The organism is Rhodococcus sp. P4_E4 (assembly GCF_056401575.1).
The window spans coordinates 45,293-69,023 of the sequence record NZ_JBFUJB010000014.1; the positions used below are offsets into that span (position 1 = coordinate 45,293).

At 64.1% G+C, this 23,731-nt stretch carries 13 protein-coding genes; 4 read left to right on the forward strand and 9 right to left on the reverse strand.

Annotated elements, in window-relative coordinates:
- Positions 1 to 34 precede the first annotated feature (34 nt).
- The 3 genes from AC1DVN_RS16535 (at position 35) to AC1DVN_RS16545 (ending at position 7,020) form a co-directional block, all read left to right on the forward strand.
- Positions 35 to 304: a helix-turn-helix domain-containing protein gene (locus tag AC1DVN_RS16535; RefSeq protein ID WP_003943854.1), complete on the forward strand. Its 270-nt coding sequence runs from the start codon at positions 35 to 37 to the stop codon at positions 302 to 304.
- 49 nt (positions 305 to 353) lie between these two features.
- Positions 354 to 3,644 (forward strand): arabinosyltransferase domain-containing protein, encoded by a 3,291-nt coding sequence (locus AC1DVN_RS16540; protein ID WP_477994048.1) that lies wholly within the window; start codon positions 354 to 356, stop codon positions 3,642 to 3,644.
- A gap of 73 nt (positions 3,645 to 3,717) precedes the next feature.
- Entirely contained in the window at positions 3,718 to 7,020 is a 3,303-nt protein-coding gene (locus tag AC1DVN_RS16545; protein ID WP_020968115.1) for an arabinosyltransferase domain-containing protein, read from the forward strand.
- Here the strand turns inward: AC1DVN_RS16545 and AC1DVN_RS16550 are convergent.
- Entirely contained in the window at positions 7,017 to 7,967 is a 951-nt protein-coding gene (locus AC1DVN_RS16550; protein WP_477994049.1) for a DMT family transporter, read from the reverse strand. The genes AC1DVN_RS16545 and AC1DVN_RS16550 overlap by 4 nt on opposite strands.
- A 73-nt stretch (positions 7,968 to 8,040) precedes the next feature.
- Between AC1DVN_RS16550 and AC1DVN_RS16555 the strand changes: the two genes are divergently transcribed.
- On the forward strand, positions 8,041 to 8,952 hold the full coding sequence (locus tag AC1DVN_RS16555) for a LysR family transcriptional regulator (protein WP_477994050.1): 912 nt from the start codon (positions 8,041 to 8,043) through the stop codon (positions 8,950 to 8,952).
- Here AC1DVN_RS16555 and AC1DVN_RS16560 read toward each other — a convergent pair.
- The 8 genes from AC1DVN_RS16560 to AC1DVN_RS16595 all read right to left on the reverse strand — a co-directional run bounded on the left by AC1DVN_RS16560 (position 8,949) and on the right by AC1DVN_RS16595 (position 23,510).
- Positions 8,949 to 10,490 carry an acyl-CoA carboxylase subunit beta gene (locus AC1DVN_RS16560; protein WP_019746413.1) on the reverse strand — a complete coding sequence of 514 codons (1,542 nt, stop codon included), beginning with the start codon at positions 10,488 to 10,490 and terminating at the stop codon, positions 8,949 to 8,951. The genes AC1DVN_RS16555 and AC1DVN_RS16560 overlap by 4 nt on opposite strands.
- A complete protein-coding gene (pks13, locus tag AC1DVN_RS16565) occupies positions 10,487 to 15,430 on the reverse strand; it encodes a polyketide synthase Pks13 (protein WP_477994051.1) in 4,944 nt (1,647 codons plus the stop codon). Before pks13 ends, AC1DVN_RS16560 begins: the two co-directional genes overlap by 4 nt.
- 37 nt (positions 15,431 to 15,467) lie before the next feature.
- Entirely contained in the window at positions 15,468 to 17,357 is a 1,890-nt protein-coding gene (fadD32, locus tag AC1DVN_RS16570; protein WP_003943899.1) for a long-chain-fatty-acid--AMP ligase FadD32, read from the reverse strand.
- A 182-nt stretch (positions 17,358 to 17,539) separates the two neighbouring features.
- Positions 17,540 to 18,535, reverse strand: coding sequence for an LLM class F420-dependent oxidoreductase (locus AC1DVN_RS16575; protein ID WP_019746410.1), 996 nt, complete (start codon positions 18,533 to 18,535; stop codon positions 17,540 to 17,542).
- A 206-nt stretch (positions 18,536 to 18,741) separates the two neighbouring features.
- The gene (locus AC1DVN_RS16580) at positions 18,742 to 19,695 is read right to left on the reverse strand and encodes a cutinase family protein (RefSeq protein ID WP_019746409.1); all 954 of its coding nucleotides are present in this window, start codon (positions 19,693 to 19,695) and stop codon (positions 18,742 to 18,744) included.
- Positions 19,696 to 19,704: 9 nt separating this feature from the next.
- Complete coding sequence (locus AC1DVN_RS16585) at positions 19,705 to 20,256, reverse strand: DUF732 domain-containing protein (protein ID WP_047888752.1); 552 nt, start codon at positions 20,254 to 20,256, stop codon at positions 19,705 to 19,707.
- 106 nt (positions 20,257 to 20,362) lie between these two features.
- The gene (locus AC1DVN_RS16590) at positions 20,363 to 22,246 is read right to left on the reverse strand and encodes an alpha/beta hydrolase-fold protein (protein ID WP_020905771.1); all 1,884 of its coding nucleotides are present in this window, start codon (positions 22,244 to 22,246) and stop codon (positions 20,363 to 20,365) included.
- A gap of 253 nt (positions 22,247 to 22,499) precedes the next feature.
- Entirely contained in the window at positions 22,500 to 23,510 is a 1,011-nt protein-coding gene (locus AC1DVN_RS16595) for an alpha/beta hydrolase (RefSeq protein WP_020905770.1), read from the reverse strand.
- Positions 23,511 to 23,731: the final 221 nt, after the last annotated feature.

Below are 23,731 nucleotides of genomic sequence, written 5' to 3' on the forward strand. Positions count from 1 at the left end.
TGTCGAATAACTATACCGGTATTACTATAAGCACATGGTGCGCGTGCCGCTGACGGCGGAAGAACTCGAACGAGGACTAAGACTGGGTGAACTCCTGCGATCGGCGCGGGGGGACCGAAGCATGGTTCAGGTAGCGCTCGACGCCGGTATCTCCGTCGAAACGCTGCGCAAGATCGAAACCGGACGCATCGCGACACCCGCCTTCTTCACCATCAGCGCGGTCGCGGAAGTGTTGGGTATTTCACTCGACACCATCGCCCGAACACTTGAAACACCACAATCCGAACAGGAAGTTGCATCCTGAGTAGTTCTCTCAGGATGTGTGGGCCCGCACTCGCCTAACATCGTTCCTTGTGCCGTCTGAAGTAGTAGTGCCCCCGAAACCCGTGCCCACTGGCCCCGAAGCTCCCCGAGAATCGGATTCCCAGAGAGTCCGGACGGCACGACTCATCGCGATAGTCACCGGCCTTCTTGGCCTGCTTCTTGCACTCGCGACGCCGTTCCTGCCCGTCAAGCAGGAAGCCGCGAGCATCGACTGGCCGCAGGGTGGGACCGTCAACAGCGTCTCGTCGCCGCTGATCTCCTACTCGCCCACATCGCTCGACATCAGCATTCCCTGTTCCACCCTGGACCAATTGGGCGGCAGCGGCGGCACACTGCTCTCGACCATGCCGAACGGTGCGCCGGACCGAAACGCCCGCGGCCTCACCGTCCGCGCCACTGCCGACCGCCTGGAAGCACTCACTCGCGATTCGGTGCTGATCTCGGCTCCGCTCGATCAACTGAGCGGGTGCACGGCGATCACCATCACGACCAACTCCGAGCAGACCGTCGCGGCGGTCACCGGAATCGACGGCGTCGGCACCACCCTGACCGGTGACTACCGCCCACAGGTTGTCGGCATCTTCACCGACCTGCAGGGCGCAGCGCCCGCCGGATTGTCTGCCCACATGGACGTCGACTCGCGGTTCTCGTCCAGCCCCACACTTCTCAAACTGTTCGCGATGATCGTCGCCGCACTCTCGACCGTCGTCTCGCTGTACGCACTGCACCGGATCGACGGCGTCGACGGCCGTCGTGCCCGGCGGTTCCTTCCGGCACGGTGGTGGAAGTTCACCGGCATCGACGCCCTGGTGATCGGCACGCTGGCGCTCTGGCATGTGTTCGGCGCCAACACTTCCGACGACGGTTATCTGCTCGGCATGGCCAGAGTCTCGGAGCACTCCGGGTACATGGCGAACTACTTCCGTTGGTTCGGCGTCCCCGAAGCGCCGTTCGGTTGGTACTACGACGTGCTGGCGCTGTTCGCGAAGGTCAGCACCGCGAGCATGTGGATGCGCCTGCCCGCGTTGATCGCCGGCATTCTGTGCTGGATGGTCATCAGCCGCGAGGTGATACCGCGACTCGGTGTTGCGGTGCGCCGCAACAAGGTTGCCATCTGGACGGGAGGGCTCGTGTTCCTTGCCTTCTGGTTGCCGTACAACAACGGCCTGCGTCCCGAACCCATCATTGCCCTCGGCGCCCTGCTCACGTGGTGCTCCATCGAGCGCGCCATCGCCACCGGACGTCTGTTGCCCGCCGCGATGGCCGTGCTGATCGCCGCATTCTCGCTGGCCGCCGGGCCTTCCGGGCTGATCGCCATCGGCGCGCTGATCGCCGGAGCCCGGCCGATCCTGCAGATCCTGATCGCCCGCGGCAAACGCGTCGGCTTCCTGTCCCAGGTCATGCCGATCCTCGCAGCCGGAACCGTGGTTCTTGTCGCAGTCTTCGCAGATCAAACCCTCGCAACGGTTCTCGAATCCACCAGGGTGCGAACCGCCGTCGGGCCGAACGTTCCGTGGTTCGAGGAGCGGTTGCGGTGGGACGCACTGATGACCATCTCCCCCGACGGCTCACTCGCACGCCGCTTCGGCATGTTCGTCATGATCGTCGGACTCGTCTTCTGCGTCATGATGATCCTGCGCAAGGGCCGGATCCCCGGCACCGCGATCGGGCCCTCGCGCCGAATCCTCGGCATCGTGTTCGCGTCGCTGCTCCTGATGCAGTTCACCCCCACCAAGTGGACCCACCACTTCGGTGTGTACGCCGGTCTGGCCGCTACGGTTGCCGTGCTCGCCGCTGTCGGCGTGAGTGCGTCGAGCATGCGTTCCAAACGAAACCGCGCGCTGTTCGCCGCGGGCATCCTGTTCATCCTCGCTGTGGCGTTCACCAGCTCCAACGGCTGGTGGTATGTCTCGAGTTACGGCGTGCCGTGGTGGGACAAGCCGCCGTCAATCGCCGGCAAGGGATTCTCGACGGGTTTCCTCGGCCTCACGATCCTCGCCCTGCTGCTGGCAGCCTGGTACCACGTCATGGAGCCGCGCGAGCGAAACGGCACAGAAGACAGCGTCAAGAAGACAAGGCGACTTCGCCTTCTCGCCCCGTCACCGTTGACCATCGCGGCCGGAGCCGTCGTGCTCTTCGAGGTGCTGTCCCTACTCAAGGGAGCGGTCGCTCAGTACCCCGCGTACTCGATCGGCAAGTCCAACATCGAATCCGTCTTCGGCGGAAGCTGCGGTCTCGCGGGTGAGGTACTCGTGGAGTCCGATCCCAACACCGGCGTCCTGCAATTGGTGGACAGGCCCACCGACCTCGCCGGCGCCGGAGCTTTCGGTGCAAGCGAATCGACCGGATTCTCGCCGGACGGAGTCGCCGGCGACCTCACCGCAGACGCCGAGGACTCGACGGCGGGCAGTGCAAACAGCCTCGACACCACGACCTCTCAGTCCGGCACCACCAGCACGCCCGGAACCGGATCCGGAACCGCTGGCGGCTCGCAGTCGACCTCGGGCGTCAACGGCAGCAACGTCGCGCTCCCGTTCGGGCTCGACCCCGCAAAAACGCCGGTGCTCGGTAGTTACGGAGCGCCCCAGAACGCGTCACTGACCACAGGTTGGTACTCACTGCCCGAGCGCAACGACGCCGCACCGCTCCTCACGGTCGCCGCGGCCGGACGAATCCGCTACGTCAACTCCGACGGCATCGTCACCCCCGGCGCGGTCTTGCAGGTCGAGTACGGCAAGAAGCAGGCCGACGGAAGCGTTGACGCGCTGGGACGAGTCGATCCGATCGACATCGGCCCGTCGCCGTCGTGGCGCAACCTGCGCGTTCCGATGGATCAACTGCCCGCAGACGCCGACACCGTGCGTCTGGTGGCCAGTGACACCGACATCAGTGCCGACCAGTGGCTGGCGGTGACACCGCCGCGAGTGCCGACCATGCGCACGCTGCAGGACGTCGTCGGATCCACCGATCCGGTGCTGATGGACTGGGCCGTCGGTCTGGCCTTCCCGTGCCAACGTCCGGTCGATCATCTGTACGGCGTCGCCGAGATCCCCGAGTGGCGCATTCTGCCCGACCGCATCGGCGCGGAGTCCACCAACGCCTGGCAGGACCACTACGGCGGCGGACCGCTCGGTTGGACCAGCGAACTGCTCTCGGCCAGGGCATTGCCCACCTACCTGGACAACGACTGGGATCGTGACTGGGGTTCGCTCGAGCAGTACACACCGCTCGATCCGGACGCAGTTCCCGCGCAAATGAACGTCACCACCGAGACCCGGTCGGGCACCTGGACACCGGGCCCGATTCGTTACCAGTCGTAACTGTTACGCGTGGACCTACCAACCACCCAGGCACGGTAGGTCCACGCTCAGCCCTGACATACCATCGGTAGCCGTGCCCGACGCCGTGACAGCTTCACCCCAGACTTCGAGTTCGCCGCCTCCTGCTGGTCAGGATGCCCGCGAGCGTTTCCATCGCACTCGATGGGTTGCGATCATCGCCGGCTTGCTCGGCTTCGTACTCGCACTGGCAACTCCGCTGCTTCCTGTCGTGCAGACGACGGCGACGGTCAACTGGCCACAGAACGGCGTGATCGGCGACGTCGAGGCACCGCTGATGGCGCAGGTTCCCATCGACGTCAACGCGTCGATCCCCTGCACCGCGGTCAGCTCGCTCCCCGAGGGCGGCGGCATCCTGATGTCGACGGCACCTGCTCAGGGCGACGGCGCCGCGCTCTCGTCGATGTTCGTCCGCGTGTCCGCTACCAGCGTCGACGTGCTAGATCGCAACGTCGTCGTCGCTTCGGCAGCGCGCGAGGACGTCGAGTCGAGTCGCTGCGGCGCCATCGCGTTCAGCTCTGACGTCAACCGGACCTCGGCAGAGTTCGTCGGCCTGACGTATCCCGACGGCAACCCGATTCGTGGCCAGCTCGACGGCGACTTCCGCCCGCAGGTGGTCGGCGTCTTCAGCGACCTGCCCGACGGCGCTGCCCCCGAGGGGCTCGGCTTCTCGATGACGATCGACTCGCGTTTCTCGTCGAGCCCCAGCGTCTTGAAGCTGGTCGCGATGATCGTGGCAGTCCTCTCGACCATCGTCGCGCTGGTCGCCCTGGCTCGCCTCGACGGCACCGACGGCCGCAAGCACCGACGCTTCCTGCCCGAACGCTGGTGGAAGTTCTCCGGTATCGACGGAGTTGTGGTCGGCACGCTGGTCGTCTGGCACTTCATCGGCGCGAACACCGCCGACGACGGTTATCTCCTGACCATGGCCCGAGTCTCGCCGGACGCGGGATACATGGCCAACTACTTCCGTTGGTTCGGCGTTCCCGAGGCCCCGTTCGGCTGGTACTACGAAGTCCTGGCCGTGATGGCGAAGATCTCGACGGCGAGCCCGTTCATGCGTCTGCCCGCTCTGCTCGCCGGAATCCTCTGCTGGATGGTGATCAGCCGCGAGGTCGTCCCGCGTCTCGGCCGGGCGGTCCGCCGGAGCAACGTCGCCCTCTGGACCGGCGGTCTGGTATTCCTGTCCTTCTGGCTGGCGTACAACAACGGTCTTCGCCCCGAGCCCATCGTGGCTCTCGGCGCACTGCTCACCTGGTGCTCCATCGAGCGCGCCATCGCCACCGGACGTCTGTTGCCCGCGGCCACGGCAATCTTGATCGGCGCCTTCACTCTTGCCGCCGCACCCACCGGATTGATGTGTATCGCAGCCCTTCTCGCCGGTGTGCGCCCGTTGGTGCGCATCGTCGTCAAGCGTCACCGACTGGTCGGCACACTGCCGCTTCTCGCTCCGATCGCCGCTGCCGGAACCATCGTGCTGGTGGTCATCTTCGCCGACCAGACCTTCGCCGGCGTCATGGAAGCCACGCGCGTCCGAACGATCATCGGCCCCAATCTCGAGTGGTACCAGGACTTCCTGCGCTACTACTACCTCTTCGTCCAGACGGTCGACGGCTCGGTTGCCCGACGCTTCGCGTTCTTGACGATGATCCTGTGCCTCTTCACGACGCTCTTCGTGTTGTTGCGCCGCGGCCGCGTCCCCGGCGCGGCAACCGGTCCGTCGTGGCGCCTGGTCGGCGTCGTCTTCGGCACGATGTTCCTGATGATGTTCAACCCCACCAAGTGGACTCACCACTTCGGTGCGTATGCAGGCATCGCTGGTTCTCTCGCCGCGCTGACCGCCGTGGCAGTGTCCGCGTCTGCCCTGCGCTCGCGTCGCAACCGATCGGTGTTCGTGGCCGGGCTGCTCCTGATGCTCGCGTTGACGTTCGCCGGCATCAACGGCTACTGGTACGTCTCGAGTTACGGCGTGCCGTGGTTCGACAAGACCATCTCCTACGACGGCCGTGAATCCAACACACTGTTCCTCGCGCTCTTTGCTCTCGCCTTGGCCTTTGCCGCCTGGCAGTACCTGCGTGAGGGATTTGCAGCCCCGCCCGAGAAGCCGAACACGGCCAAGGGCAGACGAATTCGCAAGTTCGCGGCTGCTCCGCTCACCGTGATCGCCGGTCTGATGGTCCTGTTCGAGGTGCTCTCACTACTCAAGGGCGCTGTGTCGCAGTACCCGGCGTACTCGCTGGGCCGAAGCAACATCGAGGCACTCGCGGGCAAGACCTGCGGCATGGCCGAGGACGTTCTGGTCGAGACCGACGTCAATTCTGGAAATCTGCGGCCTCTGCCCGCTCCCGGATTCAACGCCGAGGATCCGTTGTCCGGAGTCGATTCGAAGGGCTTCTCCCCCAATGGGGTTCCCAGCGATCTGACCGCCGATTACATCGAAGTCAAGCAGGGCATGGGTAATACCGACAGCCAGAGTGTCGGCCCCACCTTCGCCACCGGTTCCGGCGCCGGAACCAGCGGCGGCACCGGTAACCTCGGCGTCAACGGCAGCACGGCCAAGCTCCCCTTCGGCCTCGATCCGTCGAAGACACCGGTCATGGGCAGCTACCAGCCCGGCGTGCAGGAACCTGCTTCCCTCATCTCGAGTTGGTACGGATTGCCCACTCGCAGTGAAGAATCACCGCTGGTGGTCATGTCCGTAGCGGGCCGCGTGTGGTCCGTCGACAACACCGGTGCGATCACGTACGGCCAGTCGCTTCTGGTCGAGTACGGCAAGACTCAGCCCGACGGAACAGTGCAGGTTCAGGGTTCGTACATGCCGCGAGACATCGGCCCGGCGCCGTCGTGGCGCAACGTCCGTATCCCGATCGACGAACTCGCGCCAGATGCCGATGCCGTTCGGGTGGTCGCGTTCGATCCCAACCTCACGGGCGATCAGTGGATGGCATTCACGCCGCCGCGCGTGCCCAAGCTCGAGTCCCTGGACTCGTACATCGGCAGCGAGCAGCCGGTCCTCCTGGACTGGGCTGTCGGCCTTCAGTTCCCGTGCCAACGTCCGTTCACACATCAGAACGGTGTGGCCGAGATGCCGAACTTCCGCATCCTCCCGGACCGTCCTCTGGCCGTCAGCTCCACCGATACCTGGCAGTCCGCGGACAACGGTGGACCGCTCGGATTCACCGAGGTCCTCGCCGGTGCTACGACGGTTCCGACGTACCTGAAGGACGACTGGGCACGGGACTGGGGATCACTCGAGCGCTACGACCGGTACTTCCCGAATGCTGTTCCGGCAGAGGTGGAGACGGGCACCGCAACCCGCTCGGGCATGTGGATGCCCGGCGAGATGCGAGTGCACTAGCCTGCGCTACCTACTCGGGTGACTGCTCGGGTGCGACGTACGGAGACGGCCGAGACCGCTCCGACAACGACGACGCACCCGAGTAGTTGCCCAACGCCTGGCCGTTCGCCGAGCAGCACAACCGCCAGCAGTACGGCGAGGACCGGTTGCATGAGCAGGAGCGTCGCGCCCACCTCGGCGGGAAGCCGAGGGAGCGAGTGCCCCATCAGCATCCAGCCGAACACCTGGCCGACCAGCGCCAGTGCCGCGAGCCAGCCGAACGCTTCCCAACCCGGGACGAAATCGATCCGGCCCCACAGTGATCCGATGACGGAGCCGGCGATGCCCGCGGATGTCGTCGAGATCAACACCTGGCTCGCGGCCCGATCCGCCTCGCCCGTACGACCGACCACGAAGATGTAGCCGCCGTACGCGATTCCGGAGACGAGCGAGAGCGCCGTTCCCCACAGCAGGTCGTCGCCGGTTCCCCCGCCCCCGAACACGCCGCCCGCCAAGGCGATTCCCGTGAACATGAACGGTAGGGCGAAGACGAAGCGCATCGGCACCCGATTGCCGAACACCAACCAGGACAGTGCGGGCACCACAATCACCTGCACGTTCACGACGACGCTCGCCATACCCGCGCCGATCATCAGAATCGACTGCGACCACAACGCGAAATCCAGTCCGAGCAACAGACCGCCGAGCACCTGCAGAACGGCTGCCCGCCGGCTCGGCTTGCCCACCCGGCGGTACTCTCGCCACGCCAACCACAACAGCGGCGGCAAGGCCAGGAAGCAACGGAAGAAGACGGCCGTCGAGGGCCCGACATCGGCCAGCTTGATGAGGAGCGAACTGATCGAGATCGCGGCTGCGCCTCCGACGACCAGCAATCGAGGGTCGATGCGCCCCCGAGGAGTTCTGGTGGGTTTCGGTGTCTGCGCAGTCACGGAGGTCAGAGTGGTCACTCGACAATGTTCCTGCCGCTAACTATTCAGCACAAGCAAATGTTCAGACCATATATTCGGTAGCATTACTACTGTGTTGAATCTCGAAAGACTTCGCGCCCTGCACTCTGTCGCCGAGAACGGATCAGTAGCGGCTGCCGCCCGCACCTTGCATGTCACACCCTCCGGAATTTCGCAGCAGTTGAACAAGCTCGAGCGCGAGGTCGGTGTTCCGCTCCTCGAACCGCAGGGCCGCGGTGTACGACTCACCGAAGCGGGCCGGATCCTCGCGCGCCGAACCGCAGAGGTTCTCTCGACGCTCGCCCAGGCCGAGGCGGAAATCGCGTCGCTGCAGAGCGAGGTGACGGGCCGCGTACGCATCGGGGCCCTGGTCTCCCCCAGCAGGACAGTGCTGCCGCGAGCCATCGCCGAGATCAGGCACGCGCACCCCCAGCTCGAAATCACCTTCAACGAAGGCGAATCCGAAGAACTCCTCCCCGCACTGATTCGCCGCGACCTCGACGTCGTGGTGGTCGACAGTTGGAGCACTCTGCCCGTCGAACTTCCCGACGGAGTCTCCTTCACGCCCGTGTACGACGACGTGGCGCTGCTCGCTCTCCCCGCGTCACATCCGCTGGCGGAGAACAAGGTCGTCGCACTGAGCGAGCTGTCCGAGCATGCCTGGGCGACGTGGACCCGGGGAACGGATTTTCACACCTTCACCGTCAGGACCCTGCGCGCGCAGGGGTTCGACCCACGAATCGAGTACGAGGTCGCCGAGTTTCCCACCCAGGTCGAATTCGTAGCTCAGGGCCTCGCCGTCGCTTTGATCCCGCGCCTGGCGAGAGTTGTACCACCGGAAGGTGTTCGAATGCTCGACACCCTTCCGCCGCTGGGCCGCGACATCTACCTCGCCTGGCGGACCGACAGCGAAAGACCTGCCGTCCTGGCGGCGATAGAAGCGCTACGCCGCCAGTTCGACGCCCTCGGTGACAAGAAGAATTAGAGCGGCATCAAGTTGTGCTTGCGCGGGTTCTTGAAGATCGTCTTGTCCTTGAGCAACTTCAGAGCCTTGCGGATTTCGAGACGCGTCTGCGAAGGCTCGATCACCGCGTCGATGTATCCGCGCTCAGCCGCGATGTACGGCGTCGCGACGAACTCGTTGTAGAAGTTGATCAACTGAGCACGCACCGCGGGTGCGTTCTCTCCCGCCTCGGCGAGCTGACGACGTCCCATGATGTTGACGGCACCCTCGGCACCCATCACGGCGATACGAGCGGTCGGCCACGCGAGGTTGATGTCGGCACCGAGCTGCTTGCAACCCATGACGGCATAACCGCCGCCGTACGCCTTACGAACCACCACAGTCACCTTCGGGACAGTGGCTTCGATGTATGCGAACAGGAATCGCCCGCCGCGCTTGATGACACCGACCTTTTCCTGATCGACGCCGGGAAGAAAGCCTGGTGTGTCGACGACAAAAACGAGCGGGATACTGAAAGCGTCGCACAGGCGCACAAAATGGGCAGCCTTGTCGGAGCTGTCCGCATCGAGGGCGCCACTGAGGTACGTGGGCTGGTTGGCCACGACACCGACGGGCAGGCCGTCGACGCGGGAGAACCCGGTTATCACGTTGTGCGCGACCTGGGCTCCGATTTCATGGAAGGTTCCGTCGTCGAAGATCCGCAGAATGATGTCGTGCATGTCGTAGCCGGCATTGTCGGCATCCGGCATGAAGGCGTTGAGTTCGAGATCCGACTCGGTGATCTCGGGTTCGAGACCCGGGTTGATCAACGGCGCCTTCTCCGTGCACGAGGACGGCATGAAGCTCAGGTACTCACGCACCCAGTCGAATGCAGCCTTCTCGTCGGGAGCGACGTGATGGATGTTTCCGTACTCCGCCTGCTTGCGCGCTCCGCCCAGATCCTCGAGGCTGACCTCTTCGCCGGTGACCGACTTGATGACGTCGGGTCCGGTGACGAACATGTACGACTCTTCGGTCGCGACCACGACGTCGGTGTTGATCGGTGCGTACACGGCACCGCCGGCGCACTTACCGAGGATGACCGAGATCTGTGGGCAGACGCCGGACAAGGGCTCCTGACGTGAACCCATGTTGGCGTACCAGGCCAATGAGGAAACGGCATCCTGGATTCGAGCTCCACCGGAATCGTTGATACCGACGACCGGGCAGCCCACCTTCAGTGCAAAATCGTTGACGGCGGCGACCTTACGACCGAACATCTCTCCGGCGGCACCGCCGAACACAGTCTGATCGTGCGCGAACACGGCAACCGGACGCCCGTCGACAGTTCCGTGACCGGTCATGACGCCGTCGCTGTACGGGTTGTCCTCGCCCGCCATCTTCACCAGGGCGCCGACCTCGACGAAGCTACCGGGATCGAGCAACATGTCGATGCGCTGGCGCGGCGTACTGTGCCCTGCTGCATCGCGCTTCGCAATGGCCCGAGCCGAGCCGGGTTCCTTTGCCTTCTCCAACTTTTCGCGGAGTTCAGCGAGCTTCTCCGCGGTGGTTGTCGTCACTTCTGAACTCCGGTTTCCGCTGCTTTGGTCTGAGCTGTCTCGATCTGGGCCAGCTTGGTGGTGAGGTCTGCCGCAACCTTCGCGATGTACGGCTCGTCGACGATCTGCAGGTGGTCCCCGCCGATGTAGACGACCTCGAGGTTCTTCACGTAGTCACCCCAACCACCATCTGCCTTGCGGGTCTTGAATGCAGGCTCGAGCGTCATCAACTCGTCGTGGTACTTGTCGGCCATGTAGAGCACGACGTCGCCGTCGTAGCTGCTGAACTCGGCCGTCTGGATGGCGCGGTTGTCCAACCACGATGTCCGCTGATGCTCGATGATGCCGCCGGGAATCTTGGCGCCGCTCATCTTGATCATGTCCATCAAGATCTGGATCTGATCCTCGTCCGCTTCGGTGGAGGCCAGAACGTCAAGCGGCAGCGGAACATCCAGGTTGTAGGTGCGCTTGGCGAACTTGCCGTAGCGCTCCCAACGCTTGCGTCGTTCCGCCTCGGTGTCCGGCACGACCTCGCCGGCCATGACGGTGTCGAGAAGTCCGACCACACGCACGTCGGCGCCCTGCTCACGCAGCAACTTCGCGACCGCATACGACATCACGCCGCCGAACGACCAGCCACACAGTACGTACGGTCCGTCGCCCTGGATCTCACGCAGCAGAGGAACGTAAGCAGCAGCACGGGTTTCGATCGAGCCCTCGACCCGCTCGAACCCGTACATCGGCGTGCCGGCGGGCAGGCGCTTGAGCAAAGGCTCGTACGTCACCGTCGAACCACCGGCAGCATGGAAGACGAATACCGGTACGGCAGTGGAACCTTCGGGACGGGCACGCAGAGTGCGTACGAGTCCGTCGATCTTGCCGTCGTCCTCGAGGTACTGGCGCACGACGTCCGCGAGCTCTTCGATGGTGGTGGAATCGAGAACGTCGTCGAGAGTGATCTCGCCGCCCGCACGCTCGGAAAGCCGAGCAGCAAGCTTCTCGGCGACCTCGTCACCGACGATCGGCAGATCGTTGAAAATACCCTTGGCGGACTTCCCGGTGACGACGGCCCACGTCGCAAACGTCAAGCGCTCGGCCGCATCTCGCGGCGGAACATCGGAGCCGGCATCGTCGGCAGTTCCGGCTCGAGAAGGATCGGAAGGCGCAGCAGCAACCGGAGCAGTCGCCGGCAGTTCCACCGACTCCTCAGCGGGAGCAGCGTCCTCGTCAGCCGCATCGGCTGCCAACTTCTCGGCAGCCTGCTTGTCGGCCATCGCCTGAACCTCTTCGCGATTGTCGATCGCGTAGCGCAGGTACTTGTTGACCTCGTTGAGGCTCGCGTCCTTGACTGCCTGGAGCTGGAGCTGCGGAATGTCGAACTCGTACTCGACGCGGTTCTTGATACGCATCGCCATGAGCGAATCGAGACCCAGTTCGATGAGCGGAACCTCGGCCGGAAGATCTTCCGGCGAGTACCCCATCGACTCGGCCACAACGATCTTGAGGCGGTCGTCGAGGCTCTGCGAACCGTTCGGATCCCACTTGTCTCCGGCGTCTTCGACGACCTCGGCCAGGGTTTCCATCGGCGCACTGGTCTTGACCGGCGCGCTAATGACCAGCTCGGGCAGCGGCTCACCGGACGTGACGACGGCATCGAACAGCAAACGGAACGTAGCGCCCTCGCGTGCGTGCACCTGCACCGACGCTCCACCCGGATGCGGGTTGAGGGTTGTCGTCAGGGTCGCAGCGCCGGCCAGCTCACCGTGCGGAACGGCAGCGGTGAGAGCGACATCCGAGAGCACCTGTCCGGCAGCAGCGCTCACGAGCACAGCCAGATCGGTGACGGCGGATGCGTCGACCTCCCACACGTGGCGGCCGTCGGGCAGAGCGACGTGCGAACCGGGTACGCGAGCCGAACCGCCGGCACTGACGCGAATGTCGAGCCAGTACGGCTTACGCCGGAATGCAGTACGCGGAACCGAGGCGAAATCGCCTGCAGGAAGCAAGGACTCGAGGTTCACGGCATGGCCGTGCACGTACAGCTGCGCGAGAGCGGCAAGCACACCCGCGGACTCGTCTTCCTTACGCTTGAGCGTCTGGATGAGTTCCATGTCGTGCAGGCCCGAATCGAAAGCGGTAGCCGCCACCGACATCAGCGTCACCGGGTTGGGTGCAAGCTCGACAAAAGTGGTGTGGCCGTGGGCAACTGCACCGCGTACCGCGTTGGTGAAGTACACGCTGTGGCGAAGACCCTTGACCCAGTACGCCTCTTGATGGATCGGCTCGTGACCGGGACGGTAGAAAGTGTCCTTGTCGACGGACGAGTAGACGCCGAGCTTCAACGTGGTCGGCTCGATACCGGCCAACTCCGCGGCAAGCTCGCCGAGCAACGGATCGACCTGTGAGGTGTGGCTGGCACCCTTGGTCTGCAGGACACGCGCCATCTTGCCGTCGGACTCGGCGGCCGCGACGATCGCCTCGATGTCCGGCTGCGGTCCACCGATCACCGTGTGCGTCGGAGCTGCGTAAACGCAGACCTCGAGCTTGGGATACGTGGGCAGCAGCGCCTCGATCTCGGATGCGCTGTACTCGAGCAGTGCCATCAGACGGATGTCGTCACCGACGAGTGCGCCCTCGGCCTCACCCATCAGCCGTGAACGTGAACAGATCACGCGCACAGCGTCTTCCAAGTTCAGACCACCGGACACGTATGCGGCAGCGGCCTCACCCATCGAGTGCGGAACCACGGCTTCGGCTTCAGCGCCGTGGTGACGCAGCAATGCGGCCAGACCGACCTGGATGGTGAAGATTCCCACCTGTGCGGTCTCGACGTTGTACTCGATCGCATCGTCGAGGAACATCTCGACCATCGAGTAGCCAGCCTCGTCCTGGATCAGCGCATCGACCTCGTCGACGGCTGCCTTGAAAGCCGCGTTCTCCGTGTAGAGCTGCTTGGCCATCTTGCGGTGCTGCGAGCCGAAGCCCGAGAACACCCACACCGCGCCCTTGGGCGACGGCGAGTCGGCCGAGAAGACTCCTTGAGCCGGCTTGCCTGCGGCGACGGCGCGCAGCGAGCTGATGGCCTCGGACCGCGTCTTCGCCAGAACAGCGGCGCGCGAGCGTCCATGGTTGCGACGCGCGAGTGTGCGGGCAACGTCGGCGAGGGGCGTCTTGCTTCCCTCTTCGGTTTCGAGCCAGTCGGCCAGATCTGCAGCTGCGCGGCGACGACGCGAAGGCAGCGCACCGGACACAGCCAGCACAACGGTGCTCTCGTCCTCTGCTGCCGGTTCGTCAACTACCGGGGCATCCACGACTGGTTCATCGACTGCCACGTCGGCGGGCACGTATTCCTTGACCACGACGTGCGCGTTGGTTCCGCCGAAACCGAAACCGGAAACACCGGCGACGGCCTTGCCGGTGTAACGCGGCCAGTCGGTGGCCTCGGGCGTCACCTGCAGGTGCGACTTCTCGAAGTCGATGTGCGGGTTCGGGCCCAGGTAGTTGATCGTCGCGGGAATCTTGTTTTCCTGCATCGCCAGAACGACCTTGATCAGGCCGGCGGCGCCCGCAGCTGCTTCCAGGTGCCCGAAGTTGGTCTTCGCACTACCGAGCAGAGCCGGCTTGTCGTCGTCACGGCCACGACCGACGACACGGCTGAGCGCGTCGGCCTCGATGGGATCACCGAGATCGGTACCCGTTCCGTGCGCCTCGATGTAGTCGACTGTGGTCGGCAAGATTCCGGCGTCGCGGTACGCGAAACGCAACACGTCGGCCTGGGCGTCAGGGTTGGGCGCGAGCAATCCGTTGGAACGGCCGTCCTGGTTGACCGCGGATCCGGCGATCACGGCGAGGATGGAATCGCCGTCACGCTCGGCGTCTTCGAGACGCTTGAGCACGACGAGTCCGCCACCCTCACTGCGAACGATGCCCTGAGCGTGTGCGGAAAATGCACGCAGTTTTCCGTCGGGAGCGAGCATCCCGGTCTGATCGAAACCGAGGGTTCCGGGAGGGGCCAGCAGCATGTTGACGCCACCGGCCAGCGCGATGTTGGAATCACCACTGCGCAGCGAACGCACAGCCTCGTGAACGGCAACCAGCGAAGACGAGCACGCGGTGTCCAGAGCGATGGACGGTCCACGGAAGTCGAAGAAGTACGAAACCCGGTTCGCGACGATGGCCGTCGACGTTCCGGTCAGTGCGTACGGGTGCGCCGTCGTCGGATCACTGACCGCGAGCAACTGGTAGTCGTTGGCGGAACTGCCGATGAAAACACCGACCTGCTTGCCCTTGAGCCCGCTGGCCGGAATGCGCGCGTGCTCGAGCGCTTCCCACGCGAGTTCCAGGGCGAGGCGCTGTTGCGGATCGACGTTGACGACCTCGAGCGGAGACATCGCGAAGAACTCGGCGTCGAAGCCCTTGACGTCGTCGAGGTACCCGCCCTTGGTGTTGGCGTTCTCGACCGCGGCCCTGATGGCTGGATCCGACATGAACTCGGCCCAGCGGTCCTCGGGGAGGTCGCTGATGCCGTCGCGTCCGGCCGCCAGCATTTCCCACATGTCCGAAGGCGTGTGCCCGGCACCGGGGAATCGTGTGGACAGTCCGACGATGGCGATGTCGTGGGCGTCCGTCGTGGCGCCTGAGACGTAGTACGACGCGTCGACGGTCTCCTCCGGCGCCTCGGGCTCACCTTCGATGATCCGAGTAGCCAGCGAGGCGATGGTGGGGTGTTGGTAGACGATCGTGGCGGTCAGCGTGACACCGAGCAGATCCTCGATGTCTCCGCTCAGAGCAACTGCGTCCCGCGAGGCGAGTCCGAACTCGTCCAGCGGCCGGTCGTCCACAATCGTCGACACCGGCTGACCGGTCGCGTCGGCGATCCAGTTGCGAAGCCACTCACGCAACTGCGCGACACTCATCTCGCTCACAACGTCTTTGCTCTGCGCACCATCTTGTTCAACCATCAACTCACCAAGCCACCGATCATGAAGGGACTGCTCCTCAAACGCTATCGGGGAATGCGGTCTGCTGATAGCCGCCTCGCAACGTTCCCTCGATATAACTCGCCTTACACGCGCGGCGAGCGATCTTGCCGCTTGACGTACGCGGAATCGAACCCGCGGGGACGAGCAGGATGTCTCGGGCCGTAACACCGTGACGGGAAGAAATCGCCGCACGCACAGTGTCCGCGATCGGCTGCGGATCGGCCTTGCCTGCGCCGGGAGCACGCTCGGCCACGATGACCAACTGCTCCGAGGAATCGTCGTCGTCGAACTTCAGACCCGAGTGCGTGTTGGAGAACACGACAGAAGGCAGCTGGTTGGCCGGGACGGCAAACGCAGCGATGAAGCCGGGGCGCAGGGCGGGGCTGGCTTCCTGAGCCGAAGCCTCGAGGTCCTGCGGGTAATGATTGCGACCGTCGACGATCACGAGGTCCTTGACGCGGCCGGTGATGTACAGCTCGCCGTCGACGTAGACACCGAAGTCGCCGGTACGCATCCAGTTGGCATCCGCCGGCGTGCCCTCGGTGTGGCTGTCTTCGCTCAACCGATTGTCCAGCTTGTTGTGGAAGGTCTCCGCCGTCTCGTCGGGGCGACCCCAGTAGCCGATGCCGATGTTCTCGCCGTGCAACCAGATCTCGCCGACGTGATTGTCGGGGACCTCGGTCAGAGTTTCGGGATCGACGATCGCCGCCCACTGACTGCGCGAGACGTACCCACAGGAGACCTGTGCGATGGCGTTCTCGGAGTACTGGTCGACGATGACCATGCGGCCCTTGTTGAGTTCCGTGCGGTCGACGTAGATGACCTTGGCCTCGTCGGAATGCTTGGTCGAGGAGACGAAGAGCGTCGCTTCGGCCATGCCGTACGACGGCTTGATCGCAGTCTTGGGCAGACCGTACTGAGCAAAAGCGTCGTTGAACTTGCGCATCGACGACGTCGTGACCGGCTCACTGCCGTTGATCAGGCCGATGACGTTGCTCAGGTCCAGGGTCTCGCCGTCCTTCGGCAGGCCGCGCGCGGCAGCGTGCTCGAAAGCGAAGTTGGGAGCGGCGGCGAAGGTGCCTGCGCCGTCGGAAACCGCAGCCAGTTCCTTGATCCACCGGTACGGCCGCTGCACGAAAGCGCGCGGGCTCATGATGGTGATGTACTTGCCGCCCAGAGCAGGCAGGATGACCGTCAGCAGGCCCATGTCGTGGAACAGCGGCAGCCACGTGACGCCGCGTGAGTCCTCGTTGAGTTCGATGGAGTCGACCATCTGGAGCGCGTTCGTTCCGACAGCGCGGTGGGTGATCTCCACGCCGGCGGGAACTCGGGTCGAACCGGAGGTGTACTGCAGGTACGCGATGTCGTCGAGTTCGATGTCGGGACGAACCCACGTTTCACCGACGGTGTCGGGAATCGCGTCGACGGCGATGATGCGCGGACGCTCGGCAGCGGGAAGCGAGCGGAACAACTGACGAACACCGGCTGCCGACGATGCGGCAGTCAGAATCGCAGTCGGCTTGCAGTCACCGAGAACAGCGTGAAGACGGTCGGTGTGGCCGGGCTCGTCCGGATCGAAGAGCGGCACCGCGATGGAACCTGCCTGAATGGCGGCAAAGAACGAAATGACGTAGTCGAGCCCCTGCGGCGCAAGAATCGCGACACGGTCGCCACGCTTGGTGACCTGCTGCAAACGGGCTGCAACAGCGCGCAGACGCACACCGAACTGCTCCCAGGTCAGCTCCAGGGCTTCACCGTCACGCTCGCGTGAGTAATCGATGTACCGATACGCGAGCTCGTCCGCGTTGACACGCGAGTGTTGCTCGACGTAGTCGACCAGCGTGAAGCCTGGTTGCAGGCGGATCTGGCCCTTCTCGTCGAGAAAGCCATCGAACAGCGCGTTCATTCCATCTCCTCCGAAGCGATCACACAAGCACTGTCTTTCATGCCTGCGCCCCAGACTTCCTTCGCTCTCTCGGGTCCATCTTCGATCAATCGAATCGCACTTTGTGCGCAACTCACCTGAATCACTTCATCGATCCCAAACCATCGATATGTTACAGATTCGCATCGTCCGTATTCTCCGGCCTACTCGCCCGCCAGTAACGGGATGATCGGGGCGAACGCTTCCATCTGCGTCGGGAAGACCCCGACGTACGACATCGACGTCTTCTCGCGGACCAGTCGAATCTGGTCTGCGATTTCCTCGAAAGTGCCCACAGCCAGGTATGGAGAGTTCAGCAACTCCTCCACGCTCAGCTTACGATCCACTTCGATGTTCGGCGGAAAACCTTGGTCCAGAGCGGCGATTGCCATCTCGGCAGCCTGCTCTCGATCGTCGGTGATCATGATCATGGTGATGGTCCAGTTGAGTTCGATCTCATCGAAACGCTCGCCGGCAGCTTCGCGGATCCGCTCGACACGTTCGATGGTCTTTTCCATCGTGATTCCGGAGAGCAGAAGCCGCCCGTCACGGTTGGTCGGTGTGGCGACCGAGATGATGTCCGCGTACTTCGCGGCGAGAGCGAGCATCTTCGGTCCGCCGCCACCGACGATGATCGGCGGCCGCGGGCCCTGCCGCGGTCGCGGGCTGCCCTTGAGGCCACGCACCTGATAGTGCTTGCCTTCGAAAGTGCATTCCTGCCCGCGCAGCAGTGTGTCGAGAATCTGCAGAGACTCCTCGAGTTTCTCGATGCGAACGCCGGGGCTTTCGTATGCGATGCCGCCCTTGTCGAACTCTTCCTTCATCCAGCCTGCGCCGATACCGAGTTCGAGTCGGCCACCGGACAGCACGTCGATAGTCGCCGCGTCCTTCGCGAGCACAGCAGGATGACGGAAGCCGTTGGCCAACACGGCAGTGCCCAGACGGATCTTGTCCGTGGCCACTGCGAGCGCTCCCAGAGCGGCGATCGGTCCGACCTGATTACCCAGGTGGTCCGGAATCATGAACGAGTCGTAGCCGAGTTCCTCGGCCTTCTGCGCAAGCTTGACGAAACGTCGCGCACCACCCTCTTCGGCGTTGCCCTCGCCACCGGCCGCAAACCGGAATTTGCGTAGGGCATCGCTGCCGTGGGTGGAACTCATATAGCGATTCTCCTGTGATGGACACGTACGTCGTACTCGGACTTCGAAACCGGACAAATCGAACCTACTCGCCAGTCACTTACGTGACAGCACTGTAGAGGACGCCCCCGGACCGTGCAGCACTCTACCGGGACCAAACGAGCAGATTACCCGCGAGCGAACTCCCGAGACGCCCGATTGTGACGAATCAACAGTGCGGCGGTGACTCAACTGTGGGGCGGTGTCGGTGCGGCGTCGATCTTCTCCGCAGCCCACTGTGCCATCCATTGGGTGGCCGTCGTGCCGTTCGGATCGACTTGGAAGGAGTTGTACATCGCGTGCACAGGGTTGTTGTAGTACTCGAGAAGCCGCGGCGCCGAACTCAACCAGTTGGTCGGATTGAGAGCGGCGGCCGGAGCGTCGCAGATACCGTCGCTCGGCGCGCAGATCTGATAAGTCCGGTCGTTGAGGTCACCGAATCCGCCTGGCCTCGGGCCGGTCATCGTGAGACCGGGAAGCTTCAGCCCGTTCAGCGACAGCTCGGCGCCGACACCGGCAACGCTCGGGCCAACCGTGTTCCCGAACGCCGGATCGCGCCGACCGTCGGCAATCAAGCCCACGCCCAGAACCAGATCGGCAGGCACCGCGCCGGTACCGTCGCCGATACTCGCGGCGACGTCACCCGCGATCACCGCGCCCTGGGAAAATCCGGTCAGGACGTAGCTCGTGAGCGGGCACTCGGCGTGCCGCTTCATCAGAAAGTCGTTAGTGGCAGCAGTTCCCGCAGCCCGGCTGTTGTTGTAGGACTGCTGTCCGTCCGGCGGGATCGCAACCGGATTCGAAAACTGTGCGACGTAAGGAACGGTGTAGACGTCGGCCCTCGAACTATCGAACTTCTCCTGAAGAGGACGGGTCACGTTCAGCATCAACGACGCCGGATTGGCCGTCGGGTTGTACGGGTCGTCGGTAGCGCTCGACTCCCACGTACCCGGTATGGCTACTACCTGGACATCGGGGCAACTGGCCGGCTGAGAGACCGGTGGCTCCGGACTCGGCGGGATCGGAGTCGGCGAAGGCACCCGCCCGGCCAGGATGTACCAACCGCCGATCACGACCGCTGCGACCACAAGAATGATCAGCAGCGGGATCAGGCACCCACGACGCTTTCCAGACCTCGCCATGACCCGCGCCTACTTGCAGTAGGTGGTGTTGGCGACGTCGATATAGATCTGAGCGTTCGCACCTGCCTGCTCGGGAGTGATCTGCTTGCCTTCCGCCGACGCTTCCTGGCCGACGAAGGCAGTCACGAAGGTCAGGACCTCGTCGTCGGTCTGAGGACCGGCAGCGCAGATGTAATTGGCCGTGTTGACGGCGATGCTTCCGTCACCGGCTGGGGTGATGCCCTTCGCCTTCAGTCCGTCGAGGAACTTCTGTGCCTCTGGACTGACCTCGACGACTGTGGGGCCCGGGAAGCCTTCGATGCTCTGCGGCTGCTCCGGCGGCGCGGTGGCTGCTGCTCCTGGACTGGTGGGTGCAGCCGACGCCGTCGTGGTCGCAGAGGCGGACGCAGACGCCGAACCGCTCGAGGACGAAGCCGCAGCGGACGTCGTGGTGACCGGATTGGAGGTTGCAGTGGAGTCGTCACTACCGCACGCGACAAGCGCGCCACCAGTGGCGAGCGCCAAGGCGCTGACCGCGATCGCGCGTGCACAAGTGTTTCGGTTACCCGAGAAAAGCGACATCAATGTACGTCCTTGCCTTCAGTCGAAAGTCCATCAACAGGTTACGCAACGCACGCGGGCGGGCACCGATCCGTGATCGGGCCCGCCCGTCGTGCACCACTGTGAGTTAGTGAACTTCTGTCTTGTCACCGATCACCGTGATGTAGCCGAACTGGAAGTTCTGCTGGACACCACCGGGAATGTCGAATTTGTCACTGATCGGGAATCCGAGGCGGCCGCCTTCGTATCCGACGCTCTTCCAGCCGTCGAAGAGCGGGCCGTTCTCGACGGACCATGCACCGGTGCCGGGGCTCCAGTAGATGTTGCCGCCCTCGAACTCGGTGAAGCGCCCGTTGTCCTTGATGGGAACCTCGTTCGACTTCGGGAATCCGAGCCAGCCGTTTTCCCAACCGAGTTCGCCGTACTTGCCCATGATCATTCCGAGAACCGCGTGAGTTCCGTTGGCGCTGCTGTACATCGCGCCGATCTCGAATCCCTGAACCTTGCCCGGCTTGCCGGGGGTCGCGATCTCGTCGGCAGTCGGGTAGCCGAGCGGGCCACCTTCCCATCCCTGTGCGGACCACTCGGCGAGAATGTCGCCGCTGACGGGGTGAGCGCCGGTCTGCGGGGTCCAGTAGATGGAGCCGTTCTGGAAGTGGTTGAAGCGTCCGCGTCCGTCGGGGGTACCGAGCTCCGGAGTACGCGGGAAGCCGAGCGGGCCGGCCGCTGCTCCGGTGTTCATGTACGCGCCGGCGATACGACCGGCGACAGGCTGGGCGCCCGTTCCACTGGTGAAGTAGATGCGACCGTTGCGGAAGTCCTGTGCCAGGCCACCCGCGACGCTGTACTCGGGGGTGATGCAGTCGCCGATCCAACCGTTGGCTGCAGCCGTCGCACCGATCTCACCCGAAGTGCCGCAAGCCGGCTTCTCCACCTCGACGCCGATGGCGTTGGCCAACTGCGGCCACAGCTGATGAAGCTCGAACTGCCAGTACGGCCACGAGTGGGTTCCGGACGGGCGGTAGTTGACCTGCGCGGGGATGCCGAGCTGGTTGAGTTTGGTCGCGAAGGTCTGCGAGGTCAGGCGAGCGAGGATCTCGAGGCCCATACCTGCGTAGTTGGTGCTGACGCCGGGAATTCCCGACGGCTGGTCGTACGGGCCGGTCGTACCGCTACCACTCGAGACGTACAGGCTGACGCCCTTGAGCTTCTCGGCGAGCGCATACGGATCGTGTGCAGCCCACTGCGCGTTGGACGGCGGTCCCCACATCGCGGCGGAGTTGTATCCACCGGCGTCGGTCATCGCGAACTGGATTGCCTGAGGCATGCCGAGCGAAGTGGTGGTGAGGATGCCGGACAGCGAAGCCGCGAACTTGAAGAAGCCGGGGTTACGCGCCGTGAGGAACATAGCGGACGTTCCGCCCATCGACAGTCCGACGACACCGCGCGTCTGCGTGGTCCGCCAGTCCTTTTCGAGGATGGGGGGCAGTTCCTTGGTCAGGAACGTCTCCCACTGGTAGTTCTTGCCGTTGTCGGGCTCGAGCCAGTCGGAGTAGAAGCTGGACTGACCGCCGACGGGAAGAATGACGTTGACGTTCTTGTCCGCGTAGAAGGACTCGGCGTCGGTTTCGTAGGTCCAGGCGTTCTCGTTGTCGGTCGCGCGAAGACCGTCGAGCATCCAGACCGAGGGGAAGCTGGCCGACGGATTGACGTTCCAATCGCGAGCCAAGAGGATCTGCACCTGAATCGGGGTGCCCATCGCGGGAGAGTTCACCCACAGCGCGACGCGACGCTCACTGAGCCAGTCGACCTTCGTGACCGCTGCGCCGGTGGGGTTCTGGGTCACGGCCGGTGCGGCCTGAGCAGGTGCCGGCGCGGCTGCCGCGGTTCCGGCCGTCGTCAAGCCCGCGGCGATCGGCAGTACCAGCATCGCTGCCAGTGCGCCGACGACCTTTGTCCGGAAGGTTGCCCGGGACCGGCGACGGTCCTCCGTGGCAAGGCCTACTCGCATGAGCTCACTCTCTTTCCTTACGTTCGGTCCGCGCGTCGATCGTGTAGCCGCCTGAGCAGCCAGACCCCCGTTGAAACTATTTCTACACGCAAACGATCCCCGCTTGGGGTAGCCGCGCTGTTACTGGTGGTGCAATTGTTACTGACCTCAGGCGATCGTGCAGCGCCTGAATACACAAGTGCCGTCCCGGTTTCCCTTGGAGGGAGTCCGGAACGGCACTGGTGAAGTGACTAGGTCACGGGATGGCGCACGATCACCAAGCGTTCATGGTGTCGAGGATCTGGCCGCGAGCCTTCCACAGCTCTGCCGACCAGTACGGCCACGAGTGCGTGCCGTTGGACGGGAAGCTGTAGGTGGCCGGGATACCCAGCGAGTTCATGCGGATCTGGAATGCACGGGTGTTGACCAGGGCGAGTGCTTCGAGGCCCATGCCGTTAGCCGTGTTGTAGTAATCGATCGGTGCGCGCGGGTGGTCGTATTCACCGGGCAGGCCGCTTGCCGACGAGATGTACATCGACAGGCCCTGCAGACGCGGTGCGAAGACGAACGGGTCGTTGCGCAGCCAGGACGGGCTCCACGGCGGTCCCCACATGGAGTCGACGTTGAAGCGACCGGCATCGAGCATTGCGACGCGGATTGCCTCGCGCATGCCGGGAGCCGAGATGTTCAGGTAGCCCGACAGCGAGCCGGCGAACTTGAACTGGTCGCGGTGGTAAGCAGCCAGCGTCAGAGCAGCGCTGCCACCCATCGAGAGACCGAGAACCGCGTTGTTGTTCGGCGAGACGCCGTAGTTCGCGAGGAAGTTGGGGAGTTCCTGCGTGAGGAACGTTTCCCACTTGTACGTGATCTGCTGACCGTTGAAGTTCGACGGTGCATACCAGTCGCTGTAGAAGCTGGACTCGCCGCCGACGGGCATCACGAGGGTGATGTTGTCGTTGCGGTACTGGTCCATCGCGTTGGTCTCGAAGCTCCACGCGTTGGCGTCGTTGCGCGCACGCAGGCCGTCGAGGAGGTAGAGGGCAGCGTTTCCGCCGCGTGCGGCCCACTGGACCTGGACCTTGATGTTGCCCATCGAGGAGGGCACCCACAGCTCGTCGTATCCGCCCGAGGGGGCGGTGTGGCTGGGAGCAGTGTGCGCGGGCGCAGCAGAGGCGACAGCACTACCGGCAACTCCTGCAGCAAGGGGTAGCACAAGTGCTGCGGCACCGATGGCCAACGCTCGGTGCTTGAGGCGCTGGGTCAGCCTCTTTCTGGCAAAACGCATGGATACTGCTCTCTCTCTTCGTCTGCGGCACTCACTCGGTGGAGTGGCTCCGGCGGATTCCGTCGGGGAACAGGCTTTTCTGCCAGCCCGAACAAGTTCGGGTCGGCAGCGGACCTCTTCCAAGTCACACTGCGCTCGCTGGACTTTATGTCACAGGTTCAGCTGTGACAAATAGACAGACCGTTACGTCTCAGTCCGCGGGCGACGCCGTCATCACCCGC

What these genes read in the sequence shown, in the direction of transcription:
- AC1DVN_RS16535 (WP_003943854.1), top strand. Translation starts at nt 35, where the DNA reads ATGGTGCGCGTGCCGCTGACGGCGGAAGAACTCGAACGAGGACTAAGA.
- pks13 (WP_477994051.1), bottom strand. Translation starts at nt 15,430, where the DNA reads ATGGTTGAACAAGATGGTGCGCAGAGCAAAGACGTTGTGAGCGAGATG.
- fadD32 (WP_003943899.1), bottom strand. Translation starts at nt 17,357, where the DNA reads ATGAACGCGCTGTTCGATGGCTTTCTCGACGAGAAGGGCCAGATCCGC.
- AC1DVN_RS16575 (WP_019746410.1), bottom strand. Translation starts at nt 18,535, where the DNA reads ATGAGTTCCACCCACGGCAGCGATGCCCTACGCAAATTCCGGTTTGCG.
- AC1DVN_RS16580 (WP_019746409.1), bottom strand. Translation starts at nt 19,695, where the DNA reads ATGGCGAGGTCTGGAAAGCGTCGTGGGTGCCTGATCCCGCTGCTGATC.
- AC1DVN_RS16585 (WP_047888752.1), bottom strand. Translation starts at nt 20,256, where the DNA reads ATGTCGCTTTTCTCGGGTAACCGAAACACTTGTGCACGCGCGATCGCG.
- AC1DVN_RS16590 (WP_020905771.1), bottom strand. Translation starts at nt 22,246, where the DNA reads ATGCGAGTAGGCCTTGCCACGGAGGACCGTCGCCGGTCCCGGGCAACC.
- AC1DVN_RS16595 (WP_020905770.1), bottom strand. Translation starts at nt 23,510, where the DNA reads ATGCGTTTTGCCAGAAAGAGGCTGACCCAGCGCCTCAAGCACCGAGCG.